The sequence below is a fragment of the Echinicola pacifica DSM 19836 genome, from assembly GCF_000373245.1.
In the GTDB taxonomy this organism is placed as follows: Bacteria; Bacteroidota; Bacteroidia; order Cytophagales; family Cyclobacteriaceae; genus Echinicola; species Echinicola pacifica.
This window is the reverse complement of sequence record NZ_KB890738.1, coordinates 538,308-557,431: the sequence shown is the minus strand read 5'-3', so window position 1 is coordinate 557,431 and position 19,124 is coordinate 538,308. Positions and strand designations below refer to the sequence as shown.

The 19,124-nt window shown below is 44.3% G+C and carries 11 protein-coding genes; 6 read left to right on the top strand and 5 right to left on the bottom strand.

Going from position 1 to position 19,124, the window contains the following annotated elements:
- Positions 1 to 11 precede the first annotated feature (11 nt).
- From B050_RS0102285 to B050_RS0102270, 4 genes are all read left to right on the top strand, one after another.
- Positions 12 to 1,010, top strand: coding sequence for a hypothetical protein (locus tag B050_RS0102285; protein WP_018472257.1), 999 nt, complete (start codon positions 12 to 14; stop codon positions 1,008 to 1,010).
- 623 nt (positions 1,011 to 1,633) lie between these two features.
- Positions 1,634 to 4,048, top strand: coding sequence for a TonB-dependent receptor (locus B050_RS0102280; protein ID WP_018472256.1), 2,415 nt, complete (start codon positions 1,634 to 1,636; stop codon positions 4,046 to 4,048).
- Between the two features lie 82 nt (positions 4,049 to 4,130).
- The gene (locus B050_RS0102275; RefSeq protein WP_229802423.1) at positions 4,131 to 5,456 is read left to right on the top strand and encodes a PepSY-associated TM helix domain-containing protein; all 1,326 of its coding nucleotides are present in this window, start codon (positions 4,131 to 4,133) and stop codon (positions 5,454 to 5,456) included.
- Complete coding sequence (locus B050_RS0102270) at positions 5,449 to 5,769, top strand: hypothetical protein (RefSeq protein ID WP_018472254.1); 321 nt, start codon at positions 5,449 to 5,451, stop codon at positions 5,767 to 5,769. The genes B050_RS0102275 and B050_RS0102270 overlap by 8 nt, the downstream gene beginning before the upstream one ends.
- Positions 5,770 to 5,882: 113 nt before the next feature.
- Here B050_RS0102270 and B050_RS0102265 read toward each other — a convergent pair whose 3' ends face one another.
- Together B050_RS0102265 and B050_RS0102260 are read right to left on the bottom strand one after the other, a co-directional pair.
- On the bottom strand, positions 5,883 to 6,785 hold the full coding sequence (locus tag B050_RS0102265) for an endonuclease/exonuclease/phosphatase family protein (protein WP_018472253.1): 903 nt from the start codon (positions 6,783 to 6,785) through the stop codon (positions 5,883 to 5,885).
- 90 nt (positions 6,786 to 6,875) lie between these two features.
- Complete coding sequence (locus B050_RS0102260) at positions 6,876 to 7,571, bottom strand: lysoplasmalogenase (RefSeq protein ID WP_018472252.1); 696 nt, start codon at positions 7,569 to 7,571, stop codon at positions 6,876 to 6,878.
- A 904-nt stretch (positions 7,572 to 8,475) separates the two neighbouring features.
- On the opposite strand from B050_RS0102260, the gene B050_RS0102255 reads away from it, so the two are divergent.
- Both B050_RS0102255 and B050_RS0102250 read left to right on the top strand, forming a co-directional pair.
- Entirely contained in the window at positions 8,476 to 11,847 is a 3,372-nt protein-coding gene (locus tag B050_RS0102255; RefSeq protein ID WP_026235553.1) for a TonB-dependent receptor, read from the top strand.
- Between the two features lie 448 nt (positions 11,848 to 12,295).
- Positions 12,296 to 12,778, top strand: coding sequence for a GNAT family N-acetyltransferase (locus B050_RS0102250; protein ID WP_018472250.1), 483 nt, complete (start codon positions 12,296 to 12,298; stop codon positions 12,776 to 12,778).
- A gap of 150 nt (positions 12,779 to 12,928) precedes the next feature.
- Here the strand turns inward: B050_RS0102250 and B050_RS0102245 are convergent, their stop codons facing one another.
- From B050_RS0102245 to B050_RS0102235, 3 genes are read right to left on the bottom strand one after another with little or no spacing between them, the layout of a single operon-like run.
- On the bottom strand, positions 12,929 to 14,332 hold the full coding sequence (locus tag B050_RS0102245; protein ID WP_018472249.1) for an efflux transporter outer membrane subunit: 1,404 nt from the start codon (positions 14,330 to 14,332) through the stop codon (positions 12,929 to 12,931).
- A complete protein-coding gene (locus B050_RS0102240; protein ID WP_018472248.1) occupies positions 14,325 to 17,459 on the bottom strand; it encodes an efflux RND transporter permease subunit in 3,135 nt (1,044 codons plus the stop codon). Before B050_RS0102240 ends, B050_RS0102245 begins: the two co-directional genes overlap by 8 nt.
- Before the next feature lie 60 nt (positions 17,460 to 17,519).
- Positions 17,520 to 18,704, bottom strand: a complete 1,185-nt coding sequence (locus B050_RS0102235) for an efflux RND transporter periplasmic adaptor subunit (protein ID WP_018472247.1) — start codon at positions 18,702 to 18,704, stop codon at positions 17,520 to 17,522.
- Positions 18,705 to 19,124 lie beyond the last annotated feature (420 nt).

Genomic DNA, 19,124 nt, shown 5'->3' with positions numbered 1-19,124 from the left:
GGCTATAATTTATGAAAAAATACCTCGTAAATCTTGCCCTCTTTGTATTGCCTATCGCAGTGATATTCTTCTCTATGGAGCTTTACCTTAGAGAAAATTACTATAAAGCGAAAAAGCAGTACCTGGAAAGTAATAAGGATCAGGTGGAGGCCTTGATCCTGGGGCCTTCCTATACCTGGCGCGCGATAGACCCTCTGGGAATGGACATCACCACCGCCTCCTTGGCTCATGAAGCCAGTGCTGTAAATACTAATATGATGCTGTTTTCTAAGTTTGCTCCGCAGCTTCCAGAACTTAAATATGTCTTTTTTGACCTGTCGCTGGGCTATTTGGAGAACGATAATAATCAAAAATGGGAAAGTAATCACCTGTTTAATATCTATTATGATATCCAGAATTATGAGTCAGACCTGAAAAACAACTGGCTTCTCACCGCCAATTTTAAATTCTATACCAAACTGTTCTTTTCCTATATGATGGATGAGAAGAATATAGAACGCTATAACGATGCAGGTTTTATATTTAAACTATCAGCATTGTATGACCTCTTTGGTAATGCAGATTATGATATTGAGAAATTAGAAAAGTCTGGTAAACTCTACGAGCGCCTTATCTATCAGAATACGGTAAGTGACGAAAGAAATACCAAAAATCAAGAAATTCTGCAACAGCTTATCGGCTATTGCAAAGATCGCGGGATTCAGGTAATATTCCTTTCCCCTCCCAAATACTACCTGAACAATGATATGGCTTCTGATGAAGTCATTGATCGTAGAGAGAAATTTGTATCGAAATTTGTGGATAATAAAGACGTATTCTTCTGGAATTACGAGCATACATTGGAGGATAACCCACGCTATTTTCTAGACAATACCCACCTCAATCCTGATGGAGCAGCCTTATTCACGGAGATCATCAATAAAGAGCTTAACGAATTTCATCAAAACAACCCCAAAGACAGTCCCGGCCATACCCTCATCAGGACTAATCAGATGTCATCTGACGAATAAGAGCTACTTGCTGGGAAGGTAAAAGCTGGTAAATAAGATTTTATGGTCTGTCTAAGGAAGTTTTTGCATCTCATAAATTTCCCTGCTTAGTGCCACAGGAATCCTACTAATGGTTTCTTTCCTCCTATATGCCTAGTGTAATTGAAACGGAGTTGATGATTTTTTTACCCTCCGCATTCCTGTTATTGTATAAGCGAATGTTGGATCTTCAATGAATTTATCACTTTGCGGCTTGCTGCTGCCATTACTTTTAAAGTGACAGAGAAGCAGCGCCATGTTTTTTCACTCTTATAGGCCAAAAACGAGCTTCCAGGTCTCTATGTTGGGGGAAGAGAACTATCCAAGATAAATGCTCATTCCAGTTGAGGAAGGAATAATGAACCTATTTTAGGTCTGATAAATTGCAACTATGATTATTTAATGGACTGCATTTGCCAGTTCTATAAGTAATACTATCAAATATTAAGTATACGCTTCTAATAAGATTTAATCTAAATAAGTGCGATTATTTTTGGTTTGACCAAAATGAGGGCCTAATTTTGAATCAATCAATAATTGGTCTAAATAAAATTACCCTCATGAAAAAAGCTTTACTTTTAAATTGTCTAATATTTATAAGCACGATGATTTACGCTCAAACTGGCAGTTTGTCTGGCATTATTAGCACTGATCAGGATGAGGCCGCAGAATTCATCAATATTATGGTGGAAGGCACTGGCCTTGGTACGCTTAGCAATGCTAGGGGAGAGTATCAAATTGACAAAATTCCTGAGGGGACTTATTGGGTGAAGTTCAGTTCTTTTGCTTATTCTTCCCAAAAGCAGCAGGTCATCATAAAATCGGGTGAAAATACTTCCATGGATGTCATACTTACTGAGGGCGAAATGCAACTTCAGACGGTCGAGATCTTAGGGCGAGCAGAAACAACCTATAAGAATACCCGCTCATTTATCGGTACTAAGTCATCCACGCCTTTGCGGGATGTGCCACAATCGATAGGCTATGTAACCAAGGAATTGGCGCTGGATCAGGGAGCCTATAAGGTGAATGATGTAGTAAAGAATATCAGCGGCGTCAATCAATTTACCTTCTATAATGATATTACCATTCGTGGAAATCGCGTGAAAGGTCAGGATGTCAATGGTAATTTGGTCAATGGAATGCGTGCAATGACCAGTTTCTGGAAGCAACAACTCATCCCTCATATCGAAAGGGTCGAAATCATCAAGGGCCCAGCTTCTGCATTATTTGGAAATTCTTCCCCTGGAGGTACGATCAATAGAGTGACCAAAAAGCCTCTTCAGGAGAAAAGACAATCCATCACTTCTACCGTAGGAAGCTTTAACACCTTCAGAATATTAAGTGATTTTACTGGCCCTATGACCGAGGACAATACTCTTCTGTACAGGCTTAATCTCGGCTATGAAAACTCTGGCAGCTTCCGGGATCTCCAATACTCCAAGAATTTGGTAGTGGCTCCTTCATTTTCATTCCTCCCTTCAGACAAAACAGTTTTGAATTTTGATGTAGTTTATCAGAAGTCAGACGGAAGACTTGATCGTGGTCAGGCGGTATTTGGTGATGGTGACCTTTATTCTACCCCGATCACTCGCTCCTTAAGCATGACCAATGACTACCTGAAGGAGGAAAATATAAATGCTACCATATCACTGAGACATCAGTTCACGGATGGATTGAGTTTTAACTCTATTTTTATGCGGTCAGATTATAGTGAGGACCTTTTGGAGCATCGCTCCAATAACAAATTTGCCAATCTTGGAGATGGTTCCGAAGATCCTAGTCAGGTAGAAATGAGAGCTGGCATTCGTCAGCGTACCTGGACGAATAATAACTTTAGCAATTATTTCAATTACGACTTTAGCACTGGGCTTATTAAGCATAAGTTGCTGCTTGGCTATGATTATTTTCAGCAGACCTTGCAGCCCGGTGGATCTCAATTGCAAGCAAGAGGCTATTTCACGGCCGACATGACCGGCTCTATCAACTCTTATAATGTGAATAATAAAGACCTGTATGCCTTGGATGCACAGGGAAACCCTATTCCTGTCGTAGCGCATTTTGACCTCAATGAGCTTCATCCCAATCAAATGATGGATATGACCAAGTATTTTTATAGTACCACCAGTTTTCCCCAGACGCAGTTACATGCGCATGGCATATATATTCAGGAGCAATTGGAAATAGGTAAACTTAAAGTGCTTCTTGGCCTACGTCAGGATTATTATACGGATGAACTAGATTATAAGACTCCGGAAGAGGAGTCAGTTACTCAAAGTGCCCTGATTCCCAGGCTTGGCTTGGTTTATGAATTGTCACCAAGGGTGAATGTATATGGTACCTATCTTCAGGGGTATGAACCACAGACGGCCTCCATTATTAATAATCCTGAGGCTGGAGGGCCTTTTGACCCGCTGACGAGTGAGCTTATGGAAATAGGTGCAAAAGGAGATCTATTCGAAGGAAGACTGAGTGCTACCATGGCTTTATATTACCTTACCGAAAGAGGTGCTTTGTATTCTGCCAATGATTCCGGTAATCCTGATCTCCTTGTACAGACTGGCAAGGACCTTAGTAAGGGAGTGGAGTTTGACCTGGTAGGCCGAATTACTGATAACTGGAGTTTAGTGGCCAATTACTCTTATAATGAAGCTACAGTGGAGGAAAGTGATGATGAAAACTTGATTGGTCGACAAAAACCAAACGCCCCTAAGCATGTGGGTAATCTTTGGACGAAATACATCATTGCCTCTGGCCAGTTCAAAGGCTTGGGATTTGGTCTGGGAACTAATTTTGTTAGCGAGCGCTTCGGTTCCTTGGGCAGCACCGAAGCACCCCCAATATTTCCAGCTTACCAACTGGTGGACGCAGCCATTTACTATAAGATGAACAAATTCCAGATTCAGATGAATGTGAATAATGTGCTTAATAAAACGCACTGGGTGGGTGGATATGATTACCTACGGGCTTTTCCTGGAGCACCTCGAAATGTCATGACCACTGTTTCTTATACCTTCTGATCCGGCATTTGAAATAGAATTATTATTTTTGCATCCCCCATCGGGAAATACTTAAACTAATATCCCCCTACCAGCCTTTTGGATGGTTTGGGGGATTTGGCATATGGACAAAAAGCTACTTTGGAAAATTCACAATTGGGTCGGCCTCTACGCTGGACTGATGATCGCTTTTCTAAGCCTAACGGGTGCTGCAGCACTTTTTAGGCCAGAAGTAGATCAGCTGCTCAATCCCCAATTGACCAAGGTGCAGCCTTCTCCACAACGAGCCTCACTCAGCAAGGCGGTGAAGGAAGTATTGGAAATGCATCCTGATAAATACCTTTTTGAGGTGGAACTGCCCAGAGAACACCTTGATTCATGGAATATCCGCCTTCGGCCAAATGAGGCCGAGGAGTTTAACCCCATGTTTTGGGAGGTGTTTGTAAATCCCTATACGGGAGAAATCCTGGGCGAAAGAAATTATTTCAAGACCTTCAGTTATTTCCTTCGAAATATCCACGTCCGCTTCTATGAGGCAAACTATGGCCGGCAAATCGTCGGGTTAATTGGGCTGGCCTTGCTGGTGTCCACGATTACCGGATTTTTGATTTATGGGAAGTTTATGAAGAAACAAAGCTTCGGTAAAGTTCGGCGCAAGAATATGCGTATTACCCAAGCCGATCTACATAAATATATTGGTGCAGCAGCCTTGATTTTTAACCTTATGATCTCCATTTCTGGCGCTTGGCTTGGATGGCAATCCTATATCATGACTGCTGCAGGAAAGGAGCTCCCCAATGCGTATTCTCCCGATCACAAACCCCTCAGTGCAGAACTGGATAAGCGGTTTGTTCTTAATTATGATCGGATAATGGATATTACCCAACAGGCTTTTCCTGAAATGGTGCCTTGGGATATTCGTCCGAGCACCAATGGAGACGGTCTCATCCATGTTTTGGGGGATGTCGCTGGGCAGGCGTATGAGAGAAGGTCAAATAAGCTGGTGCTGACAAAAGAGCAATTGGAGATAGTGTCCCGCTTCAAAATTAATGAAGAGGGAAAGCTTACTAAGCTTTACTATATTCAGGAAGCACTCCATTTTGGTGATTTTGGGGGGATGAGCTTAAAGATTATTTATGCCATTCTTGCCTTTACTTCCGGCTTTCTTTCTATTAGTGGATTTATTATTTATCTCGAAAGAACGAAGAAAAAAAGACAGGAAAAACCTGATTTTATTGCGCTAAAGCCTTTATTAATCAGATGGACGGGAGGAATGTTATTGTCCATTTCACTTATAGCAGTGCTGAGCATTCGGTATGGAATTGGCCTTCCCTCTCTTTTGGTAGGATTTATATTTTATGGGTTTATAATTTTTTACCTAGCAAGGGCAGTTTATTTGAGGTTTATATCCATTTCTAAACATGATTAAAGGAGCCAAACCCAAATATAATCGCTTGCATGAGCAATATGGAGTGATGCTTTTATTAGCAATTGCCTCAATATCCTTGGTAGTAATGGCCTTCTCTATTGATCAGTATATGAAAGTCATTTCGGGAATTTCTATCCATACTTTTTATCCTTTTGCCTATGAAAATGGCCTTGAAGGATTTACCGACCATTTGGATCACTTAGGTTTTTCCCATCTCAGTTTACTCTTTTTTGCAGGAATAAGCCTGTGGCAAAAGCGTAATTGGCTTACCATATTGACCTTGGGCCTGGCCATCGCCATCTGGTTTTTTTGATGCAAAAAAACAATAGTCCAAGGATTAAATCTTCCTGTGCAATACCCGTGGCTAGACTATAATTGCTAAATAATTATGCTAAAATGGCGGGAGCGGGGAATTTTCCTTTTTGCCTAGTTGGCTGGCAAATTAAATGTGGCGATTACGGGATAGTGGTCTGATAAATACCAATTGTCTTCCTTATTCCCAATATGGGCCTCTATGATGCTAGGTTGCAGGTCTTCAGAAACCATTATATAGTCTATTCGCTCATTGCCGGGGATTTCTGTGCCTTGATTTTCCTTATCGCTAAGCGCCATGGCTGGATAGCTCACATTGTCTTTGGAAGCACCCTTGCTTTGCCATACCACATCATATAAAGGAAGGCTCAGGAAGCCTGCCATCACCGAATAATCTGGCTGAAGCTTTATGGCCATATTTCCATCCAATCCTTTCTCCTGATAGCTTTCCCATTTATCTTCCAGCCAAGCCTGGTTTTCGAGATATACCGAGGCATCTAGCGGGCTGTGGGCATTGAAATCTCCCAGCACCATCAGGTTCTCCGTAGTCTGGATTACCTCATCTATATATGCACGTAGCAACTGGAGCTCCTCGCGGCGACGCTGAATACTGCCTGGGTGCAGGTGGATCACTAGATAATCGATCCCTACAATCACCACATGCAAGGCTCCATGGTGCAGCGGTGCAAATAATCTTGAGCGAACCTCGATCGGCTCTGCGGAGGTAATACCAACCGAATAGCCAGTGGTCTTGAGTAATACCGAATAGTCATGACCCCAGGATGTGGCATCTTCCTGAAGTTTCTCAGGGGTATAAGCACAGAGCTCCTGAAGGGCCACTACATCGGGCGCTTGGTTCTTCATCCATTGGCCCAAGGCTAGCCTTCTTTCTGGATCCTTGCCCCAGTCGAAGCCATTCCATATATTATAACTAATTACTTTTAGCTCCTTCTGGCCTTGGCCAAATGAGGGGAAAGCAATAATAAAAGCAAGGATAAGAAAGGTTATTTTTTTCATAATGTCACTAAACTAAGGCTAATTAAGTGTTTAAGCCAGAAGTTTAGATTAAATTGTTATGAAATATACCTACGAATATTCATGGATAGTTTATTTTCCCGGGCTATGAATTAGGTGGCTTCTTATGCCCATGATGATCAGCAACTGAGCCATGATATAGGTGCCCATGATCAGGACTCCTCCATTTTCTATGGGCTGAAAGAAAATATCCAGGGCCAATAAGCTATCCGAAATCATGAAGAGAAAAGCCCCAGCAAGGATCTGAATAAAACTCTGGATATTGGTGCGCTGGAACCTCTCGCGGGCGATGATCACCATCAGGGCCATGGTGAGCATATAAATGATAACGGGGATTTTCAGACTATATAGGTGATCATTGATCAGGAAATAGACGATGGCGGTGATCAGATATATGGGTAAGTTATAGAAGAAAATCTTCAGGAAATTCACCGACCTTAGGTTTACCTGATGGTTTTGGGTGAGCTTAAAGACGATAATATAGCAGATCAAGGTTACTAAAAAGGCCCCAAGTCCATAGGAGAATAAATCAGGAAATAACAGCAGAAAGTCCCCAATCATAGAAAATAATAAGCCTGCAAGGACTGCTTTGCGAAGTAAGCTTTTCTGAATGGACTGGGTGGTGAAATAAAAAAACAGGCCTAACGATACTATAATTAGGGGTTTGGTGAAAAATCTATACTCCTGTAAACCCTTGGCGATGGCAACCAAGTCGGCAATTCCTGCAAATAGATATAAATAAAGCCATCCAATCGCTTTTTTACTCATGTGCACAAGATCGGACATTATCCTTAAAAATTCGACTCTACTTTAGCTTTTTACAATTATTTAACGAGGCGCTTCTTAATAAATACAAGGCTCTCTGTATGACTGTTTTTCCATTTTCCATATTCTTTATTGCGAAATCGTACTTGGCCTTCTGCCATCGGCTCTTATCTGTTCTTAACTTTTAGGCTTTCATAGCCCAGATACAGTAGCTTGCGTGATAGGTGGCAGGGAGGAACTGGCTTCGAAACCCCCGAAATTAGTTTATTCTACTATTTTGTTTACAAAACTGTGCTTGACTAAGATCCTATTGGATTATGATGTTTTGGGAGGCTAAGATTTTGGCTGAGCCAATAGGGGTTTGACTTCTTACGTTTGGAGAACTGTTATCAGCTTGTACTGAGAATTTTAAGAAACGGAGATTAGTAAAATTTCATAGAAAAGGCTCCAATGATTTTTACTGATATAAATCGACTATTACTTATAGCGTATTAAGATTCCATATTTTAGGTTTTTATTATTTGTTTTAGGCTGTAATTATTTGGTATAAATGCCGAAACAGGAAATCAAATTTGAATTATAATGGAGCTTATGATACAATATTTTTAGGATAATACAAATATTTTTTATAAAGAAACGTGCCCTGCAAGAAGGATAGGGAGGTGAGAGAATTTTTTGTAGAAATTTTGACTGTATAGGTCTGATATTTTCGGGAAAAGTTAAAATACTTCTTAACTTTAGAAGAATATTCTATAAGTGGGTAAAGTTAATGTTAAGTAATGTATCGTGTAGCAAGGAGAAACTTAACAATTACTAAAATAAAAACCCCGTAAAGTCCTATACCTTTGTGCTGAAAATTAGTATTCCCTTTTAATAAATCAGTAGTATCAATCAATATCTAAAATTTATGAGGCAAAATTTACTCAAAAAATTACTAACAGTAGTAATGGTTCTTATGGGAACCACCATGCTGTATGGGCAGGTAACAACCAGTAGCATTCGAGGAAATGTGGTTGATGCTCGAGGAGAATTGTTAATCGGTGCCACAGTAAAGGCCACGCATGGGCCGTCTGGTTCCGTGTATGGTGCTGTGACGAGCATCGATGGCCGGTTTAATCTAGCCAACCTAAGAGTGGGTGGACCCTATACCTTAGAGATAAGTTATATAGGTTTTCAGGCCCTTCAAATCACCAATATCAACCTAAGTCTGGGCCAGCCCTATTCTGTAGATGTGATTCTACTGGATGATGAGTCTGAGCTAGAGATGATCGTGGTGACCTCCAGCAGTCTGGATGACTTCAATGCCTCCAGAACAGGCGCTGCGACCAATGTCGGACAAAAAGCAATCACCGACTTGCCGCAAATCAATCGTAGTATCATGGACTTTACTCGTCTTACGCCTCAGGCAGACGGTAACTCCTTCGCCGGTAGAGATGCTAGGTACAATAACCTGCAGATTGATGGTGCCAACTTCAATAATGGCTTCGGTCTGAGTGGTAGCCCCCTACCAGGAGGTAATTCCCAGCCGATTTCTTTGGATGCGATTGAGGAAATCTCTGTAAACATCGCTCCTTTTGATGTTACCCAAAGTGGGTTTACTGGTGCCGGTATCAACGCCGTTACCAAAAGTGGTACGAACACCTTTGAAGGTTCCGCTTATTATTTCCTTCAAAACCAGGATCTTCAAGGTCGTAAAATTGAAGATAATGAGCTGGAAAAAATTGATGCCGCTAGCCAGAACTTTGGTTTTAGACTAGGTGGTCCTATCATCAAAAACAAACTATTCTTGTTTGTCAATGCTGAAAGAGAACTCCAAACAGGAGCAAATGCCTCTGGCGCCAACCTATGGAAGCCCTCAACTAATGGTGTTTCTGATCCAGAGAATAATATCTCCAGAACAACAGTCGCTGACCTAGAAGCAGTAAGAGATCACCTGATCAACCAGTGGGGATATGATCCAGGCAGATATCAGGGATATGCCAATGAAGCAAAACAAGAGAGCACCAAATTCCTTGCTCGTGTGGATTGGAATATCAACGAAAAGCACAAACTAGCCGTTCGTTATAATCAGGTGGTGGGGATTTCCCCTCAGGTGGCTAACGCCAATTCTGGTCCTAGACCACGCTCACCTTTCTCCAATGGATCACGTGTGGGTCAGAATTCCATCGCTTTCGAAAATGCCAATTATGGCTTTGAAAACTCTGTGAGATCTATCACTGCTGAACTTAATAGCTACTTCTCTGCCAAATTAAGTAACCAGTTCCTGGCAACTTATTCCAGAATCAGAGATACCAGAACCACTCCAAGTGACCAGCTCTTCCCATTTGTGGATATCTGGGATGGCGGTGAGATCGTAAATGGTGTGAAATCTCCAGGTTCTATCAACTATATGAGTTTTGGTACTGAGCTTTTCTCTTATAATAATGACGTGGTTAATGACAACTACTCCTTCATAAACAACCTTACTTATGTAGAAGGTAGTCATACCATCACCGCTGGGGCAGCTTTTGAAATTCAGAAGTTTGGAAACAGTTATGTGAGAATGGGTACTTCTTATTACCGATATGCCTCTGTGGAGGACTTCCTTACCACTGGCACTGCCAATGAGGTGGCGCCTACCATGTTTGGATTGACCTATCCGTATGAAGGACAAGATACTTACTCTAGAGTGAATTTTGGCCTTGCCTCTATCTATGCTCAGGATAAGTTCTCGGTAAACGAAGATTTGGACCTGACCTTTGGTGTTCGTGCAGAGCTTCCTATTTACCTCAATGACCTGACTGCAAACCAGTCTATCGATAATATCACCCTTCTGGACAAATACGGTATGCCTACGCACTATAGCTCTGGCGACTGGCCTAAGTCTAAAATCATGGTTTCTCCAAGATTAGGATTCAACTGGGATGTGAATGGCGACAGAACCTTCACACTTAGAGGTGGTACAGGTGCCTTCTCCGGTCGAGTACCTTTCGTATGGCTTACCAATATGCCAACCAACGCAGGTGTGATCCAAAATAATGTGGAGCCTGGAAGTTATGAGGACGTAGCCGGATGGATAGGAAATATTACCTTCCAGCCTGATAGATATTACCATGTAAATAACGTTCCTGCTGGTGCAGAAGACGTGTTTATCTCTTCTCCTTCTGAAGGAGCTCCAGGCTCATTTGCTTTGGTGGATAGAGAATTTAAGATGCCGATGGTATGGAGATCTAGCTTAGGAGCAGATTATGTTATTCCTAATACGCCTTTGATTGCTACTGCTGACCTCCTTTATACCAAAGATATCAATGGTGTATTCCAGTATGGTGCAAACAGAACTCGCTCTACCAACACTATGAATTATGGTTCTAGTGGAGAAGTAGGCGATTATGGAGATGATAGGGAGTTTTTCCTTCCTGGCCAAAGCACAGCATATAACTCAGTAATGGGTGGAAATAGCGCTACCGTACTTACTAATACAGATGTGAAAGGTCATGCCTTCAGTGCAACAGTTGGTTTGACAATGCCGGATTATAATGGCATATCTGGTTCAGTATTCTATACCTATTCTGCATCGCAGGAGGTTTCTGCCAACTCTGGCTCTAGCGCCAACTCCGCTTGGGGTGCCAGCCCGATCATCAACAGTCCAAATGATCAGATGCTTCATATCTCTGATTATGCGATCCCTCACCGTGTAGTCGCAAACATCAACTATAGATTCGAATATTCTAATTTTGCTGCGACCACCGTAGGCGTGTATTATAGCGGATCGCATCAAGGTAGATTCTCCTATTACTATGGAGATGATATCAATAATGATGGGATAAACGCCGACCTGATCTTCCTTCCTAATAACACCGATGACCTTCCTTTGGTAGATGGTGATTTTACAGTAGCTGAGCAGAAAGCAGCTTTTGATGCTTTCGTAAGCGAAAATGGCTTGGAGAAATACAGAGGAGAGTACCTTCCGAGAAATGGTTTCCTGATGCCTTGGCTAAACAGATGGGATGTAAGAATCCTCCAGGATCTATTTACGGAAATTGGATCGCATAAGCATACGCTTCAGCTAAGTGTGGATATCGTAAATGTGGGTAACCTTCTTAGCAAAAACTGGGGAGTACAACAGCAGCTAAACGGAGCAGAAAACCTGCTTAACCTGGCCTCTGATACTCCTGCTTCAGGGATTCCTGCCCTTACCGTTCAGACAACTTCTGATGAATTGGTAACCACTCCTTTCAGAAACCAAAGTAGCTATTCTACTACTTGGGGCATGCAGGTTGGTTTGAGATATATATTCTAAGATTTTTGAAGGGGCTGTTTTTTATTGAGACAGCCCCTTAGTCATTATTTGGCGTAGCCTTCCCCAAGGGACTGACTATAGCTGCACCAATGGGTACTGCCTTCATCTGGCAGTACCCATTTTTGTTTTCTGGCGCTCCCGTAAAAATCTCCCAGTGCTAGCCCTTCTACCTAATAGTGATTAGGCAAAAATCACATTGCGGAGCAATCGGGCCATTTTTCTTTCCTCAAATCACTTCCTTTTTATCCTCCCCGAGCTCCCCTATTTATAGGATTACCAATGATAGCAAGCCAAGCCTTATCAAGTCTCATCGGCTCACTTAGCTCCTCCAGGAGTTATAATTATTGATTGGGATCCTGGTCTGGGGGTAGAAATAATATTTCCCAGCTAATGAGTTTCTCAGTCCATTTAGAGGGGTATTATAATGGATAAAATGTAAATTTGCCTTATGAATACCTATCGCCTTATAGAAAAAGAGGATAACCTTGCGGTCAAAAAATTGATTCAAGCAGTATTTGAGGAGTATGATGCTCCGCGGGAGGGGACGGTATTTGCAGATCCCGAAATGGAGGATTTGCATGGCCTTTTTGAGCGGGCAGAGAAGGCTGTTTTTTGGCTGGCAGAGGAGGATGGAAATATCCTCGGCTGCTGTGGCGTATATCCCACCAGTGGATTGCCATCAGGCCTGGCCGAGCTGGTCAAATTATATTTGGATGCTGGGGCCCGGGGAAAGGGAATTGGCAAGACCCTAATGGAAAAGTGTATCGCTAGTGCTCAGGATATGGCCTATGAAGGGCTTTATCTCGAAAGTATACCCTTATTTGGTCAGGCAGTAAGTTTGTATGAAAAGGTGGGGTTCAGGCGGCTTTCCAAGCCTCTGGGTGATTCTGGCCATTTCTCTTGCTCCATCTGGATGCTAAAAGACCTCTAAGCCCATGACCAATCATTAAAAATACCATCGACGAGCTAGGAGCGAGCCTTATTTAATACCTAATCCTTCAGGAATGTACCAATCAGACGGCGAATGTCAGTGGTTTGCCTGGCAGAGGACGGAACCCATAATGGCAGGAGCCAGGTCTGATTATTTCCAGCCGCCGCCAAGGGCCAGGTAGAGATCCACGGCGGACAGCATCATAGATAGCTTGGTGTCGATGATGTCCAGCTGGATATCCAACGAATTATTTTTTGCCGCTAGGACTTCCAGATAGGAGGCCATTCCCTGGTCCTGAAGGGTTTCTGAGTACTTCACGGCTAGGCGCAATTGTTGGTTTTGATGTGACTGGATCGTCATTTTTGCTGCGCCTGCATCATAGGTATAGAGAGCATCGGACACCTCCCGATAGGCTTCGAGCACCGTTTGCTTATAGTTCAAATAGGCCGTTTGTTGGCGGGCGACTGACACCTCTTTCTGAGTTCTCAGTCGCCTTTGGTTGAAGATTGGCTGGGTAAGATTGCCGATAAGATTTCCAAAGAGGGCATTCACGCTAAATAGATTGTCGAAGTTTTGACTATTGAGTCCGCCAGAGGCTTGGATGGAGATCTTAGGATAGAAGCTAGCATTGGCCACATTGGTAAGCTGAAAGGCGCGAACCAGTTCATATTCGGCAGACATTATATCAGGTCTGTTGTTTAGCAGATCCATCGGAATCCCTAAGCCAAGTGGAGGGATGATTTTTTGGGCCTCCCAGCTGTTCCGCGGCAGCTTCTCGGGAGTACGGCCAATGAGCACACTTAGGATATTTTCCCGAAGTTTGATTTCACGTTGCACATCGATCAGCATAGTTTGAGCAATGTTGAGCAGGGATTCATTTTGGATAACCGCCACTTCTGACAGTGAACCAGATTCCTTGAGGCTACGGACGGTGGTGAGTCCTTCCTCCCTGTTTTTTATAGCGTCTTTAAGAAAAGCTTCCTTTGCATCCAGGGAAAGAAGCAGGTAATAATTGCTAGTGATGGTTCCGACGACCCGGGACTTGATGAGTCGCTGCATATTTTCGGAGGCCAGGTACTGTGCAGCGGCGGCTTTTTTCAAACTAGTTAGTCGTCCCCATACATCGGCTTCCCAAGCCAGGCTGAGTCCCAGAGAGATATCCGAATAGTGGCTGTCGTTGGGGTAGGAATCGCCCAAAAAGGTCTCCGTAGAGGGCCAAATATAAGCAGGAGTAAAGCCCCCTGTGACGGTGGGGGCCATTAGTGATTTTGACTGTTTCGCTAGTGAGGCAGAGATGAGCAGGTTTTGTTGTGCTTTGAGTAGATCAAGATTGGCCTGAAGGGCCTCCGTAATATACTGCTTCAGGTAGCTATCCCTAAAGATATCTTCCCAATGGTACTCTGCCCATGAGCTAGTGTCATGGCTGATTCTTTGGGTTCTATATTGTTCCACTGCATAGGTTTCAGGTCTGGAATAATCCTTGGTGGCCAGGCAGGAGCAGAGTAAGCAGATAGAAAGCCCAAGAGGCAGTATATTTTTTAGAATGCTATTCATCTTTTGGAAGTAGTTTGATGGGCTTGATTTTTTCCTGCAAGGACTGGAAAATGACAAATAATACGGGAATGACTAAAAGGCCGAAGATGGTGCCCACGAGCAGCCCAAAAGCTGCTCCGGTGGCCAGAGATCGGTTGCCATTGGCGCCGACGCCGGAAGCCATGACCAGGGGCATCACCCCAAGCACAAAGGCAAAAGAGGTCATGAGGATGGGGCGCAGTCGTTCCTTGGCACCTAATACGGCTGCTTGCACGATGCTATTGCCCTTTTGGCGCTCTTGCAGGGCAAACTCCACAATCAATATGGCGTTTTTCGCCAATAATCCTATCAACATGATCAGGGCGATTTGGAAGAATATATTGTTTTCCAAGCCTGCAATTTTCTGAGAAATATAGGCTCCCGATACTCCCAGCGGCAAGGTAAACATAATGGCCAAGGGCAATACGTAGCTTTCATATTGGGCGGAGAGCAGGAGGTAAACGAAGATCAGACTGATGATAAAGATGATGACTGTCTGAGAGCCAGCGCTGATTTCCTCCCTGGTTAGCCCGGAGAAATCAATGTCCATACCTGCAGGAAGGTGATCCGCGGCCACTTCCCGTACGGCATTAATGGCATCACCGGTGCTATATCCTGAGGCGGGAGCTCCGCTCACCATGGCAGAGCTGAACAGGTTGAAGCGCTGTACGGACTGGGGGCCGGAGATTTTTTCTAAATGAATAAACTCATTAATAGGAGACATTTCACCGTCTTTGGTGCGGACATAGATGCTATTTAGCTTGGCCATATCATCACGGGCGTCGGCAGCGGCTTGCACCATGACCTTATATTGCTTGCCAAATTTGGTGAAGTCTGCCGCATAAATCCCTCCCACATAGCCACTCAATGAGGCAAATATATCATTGATGCTTACGCCTTTTTGCTTGGCCAGGTCCACATTGATCCGCAGATCATATTGCGGATAGTTGGTGTTGAAGCTGCTTTGGGAATACTGTACTTCTGGGCGGGCAGTGAGTGCCGCCATATATTCCTGAGTGGCACTTGCCAGCTGCTCAGCAGTACCGCCCGACTGATCCAGTACCTGCATCTCAAAACCCGAGCTTATTCCATATCCAGGAATACTCGGCGGGTTGAAGAACAGGACCTTGGCATCGGAGATCTCCTGGCTTACGGCAAACATTTTGCGCGTCAGCGCAACCACCCCCAGCTCATCATCCCCTTTCCGCTCTTCCCAATCGGTGAGCTGGATAAATGCCAATCCATAATTACTTCCGGCGCCGTTGATGAGGCTGAAGCCAGCCATATAGGTCACCTTGTCCACCCCGGGAATCGGAGAGACGATCGCGTTGAGCTGCTCCATGACCTGGTATGTCCTGTCCATGGAGGAGCCCGGGGGGAGCTCCACATTGGAGAAAATGATTTTTCTGTCCTCGTTTGGGACGAAGCCTGTTGGAGTGGTGGCATTGGCCCAGAGTATGGCCGCCACTGCGCCGGCGATAAGCAATAGGGCGATCCATTTTTGGTTGATAATCATCGCCACGGCTCGGCCATATCGCTCGGTAAGCTTAGCAAATGCCACATTAAAATGAGCGTAAAATCGCTTGATGACAGTGGTTTTGCCATCTTCCACATGGGGCTTTAGCAGCAAGGCACAGAGCATGGGACTGAGCGTAAGGGCATTGATCGCCGATAAGACTATGGCGATGGCGAGGGTTACTCCAAATTGCTTGTAAAATACTCCCGTGGGACCAGAAATGAACGTGACAGGGATGAATACCGCGATCATCACCAAGGTGATCGAGATCAGGGCGGAGAATATACTTTCCATCGCCTCATTGGTGACGTCCTTGATATCTTTCCCGGGTTTCTTCTCCATATTGGCGTGGACGGCTTCCACCACCACGATGGCATCATCCACCACGATGCCGATCGCCAGGATCAAGGCAAAGAGGGTAAGCAGATTTATCGAAAACCCAAAAACATTGAGGAAGAAGAAGGTGCCTATGATGGACACTGGGACCGCTATGGCCGGGATCAGTGTGGACCTGAAGTCCTGCAAGAAAATGAACACCACGATAAAGACAAGTATAAAAGCTTCAAAAAGCGTCTTTATAACTTCCTCCATGGAGGCGGTCAGAAATTCATTAGTATCATAGTTGATATCATAATCAATACCTGCGGGCATTTGGCCCCGGCTAGCGATTAGTTGGGCTTTTACCTCCTCGATGATTTTCTGGGCGTTGGAGCCCGGGGTCTGGTAGATGGCCATGGACACGGCGGGATGCCCGTCCAGCTTGCCAGTGGTGGTGAAGGAGAAGGCAGAGAGTTCTACTTCTGCCACATCGGCCACGCGTAGGATTTCTCCATCCTCTCCTACTTTGACCACTATATTTTTGTATTGCTCCGCCTCGCTATATTTTCCGCTGTAATTAATGACGTACTGGAAGGCTTTACCGGAATTTTGCCCTATCTGGCCAGGGGTGGCCTGCTGACTTTGCTCATTGATGGCTGCGATGACATCCGAAGGGACCAGGCCATAGTTGGTGAGTTTGGCCGGATCCAGCCATATCCGCATGGCGTAATCTTTTATGCCAAATGCCTTCGCATCACCCACTCCCGATATTCTCTTGATGGGAGGGATAATATTGATATTCATATAATTCTGAATATAGACATCGTCAAAGTCCTCCACTGTGGAATAGAAGGTGATAAACATCAAAGCACTTGTTTGCTGCTTTTGTGTCACCACGCCCCTTTTATTGACTTCTTCAGGCAGTAATGGAGTGGCCCGGGCGACGCGGTTTTGCACATTTACAGTGGCAATATCCGGATCCACCCCCTGCTCGAAGTACACCGTGATGGTCGCTGCGCCTGTATTGTCTGCGCTAGAATTGATATACGTCATATTCTCCACGCCATTGACCTCCTCCTCGATGGGGATGATGACGCTCTCTAGAACAGTCTCTGCACTAGCTCCGGTATAATTGGCCTGAATCTGCACGGTGGGGGGAGCGATGTCCGGGTACTGGGTCACCGGCAGAGAATAGATCCCCAATACCCCCAGGAGCACCATGAAGATGGTGATCACGGTGGAGAGTACCGGCCGGTCAATAAAAGTCTTGATCATGAAAAATATCTTAAGATAAAATCACTCATTTTTAGCATTATAGGCGGATGGTAGCTTTTGCTAGCGCACGGCCTTGATAGATTGGACCATGCTGTCTAGGCTGATGGTTTTTGGCTTGATGTGCATTCCTGCTCGCAGTGTCGCCACGCCTGTCGCGACGATCTGGTCCTGAGCACTTAGCCCTTCTTCCACCACGCCATAGTTGCTTACCCGATCTTTGAGGGTGATGGTCTGCATGCTCAGGCTGTCTCCAAGCACCTTATATACATAGGTGATTCCCTGTCGCTCAAAGGTGGCCGACTCAGGGATGACCAATGCTTGCTTATAATCACGAGGAATTTTGATGGTGCCTGTGCTGCCATTTTTGAGCATTTCCGATTGGTTCTCGAATACCACCCTGAATTGGATACTGCCAGTATTGGGGTTTATCTCCCCCGTAGCGGCCTGCACCTTACCAGTTTCCTCATAGATGCTGCCATTGGGCAGGATAAGCTGCACTGGCGGTAGATTTTGGATTTTCTCCTCCAGGTTCTTCCCCTCAAAATGCTGGAAGAAATAGATATACTGTTTTTCGTTGAGAGCAAAATAGCCTGACACCTCGCTGATATCCGAAATGGTGGTTAGAGGCTTAGGGTCATTTGGGCTCACCAGACTTCCTGTTCGGTAGTTGATCCGGCCAAGGACACCATCCATGGTGCTGGTGATTTCGGAGAACTTGATGTCCTCCTCTATTCCCTTAAAGTTGGCTTGGGAGGTGCCATAGCCTGCTTTGGCCTGGCTGAGCTGCCCCTTGGCTTTTAGGAGGTCCGCCCGGGCCGTCTCCAGCAATACGTTACTGATGATATTTTGCTCGACCAGAGGGATGAGTTTATCCACATTGACCTGGGCTGCCTGCACACTGGCCTCAGCAGCTTGCACGGCGGCTTGAGAGGCATTGATTTCTGCCCTGGCAGCAGCAGCATTTTCAGTTTGGATATTGGTCTCCAGCCTGAATAGCATCTGCCCCTTGCTGACTTTCTGCCCTTCCTCTATATATACTTCCTGAATATATCCCGATATCTTGGGGCGAACTTCGTTATGCACCTTGCCCATAAACTCCGTCGGAAAGGTGTAGCTTCCTTGCAGATCCTTATTGACCACCATGACCACTGGGACCTGACGGACTGGCGCTTGCTTTTTTTGCCCTTTTTTTCCACAACCACTGATCAGTATTACCGCGGTAAGGACAAAAATTATATTTTTCATGAGATTATGTTTTTTATATGGTGGAGCCTCTTGTCTTCAAAAATTGTTGTTATTTCCTATTAGTACTGTTAAAAAAGAAATCCTAATTCGAAAAGTGAAATATAATTGCCAGTCATACCTATATCGTCCTAGGCTCTTTGGTCTAATGAGTCCGCTATGGTAGGTATTTTACTTGGTAAAGGGCTAAGGGTTGGTTTATTTTATACTAAAAATAGTAAAAGTCACTAAAAGGGAAAAATGGTATTTGACTTTTTATCTTGAAAATGTTAAATATTTTATGAATAAAGGTAAATAAACAGATCGCATACTCCAAAGATTGAGAAAATAGGGGTTTTGATCTATCGACGTAGCATACACAAACCTATTTTGTGGACCCTGTGCTTATGGCATGTTTTATGATATTGTATAGATTCCTCAGCC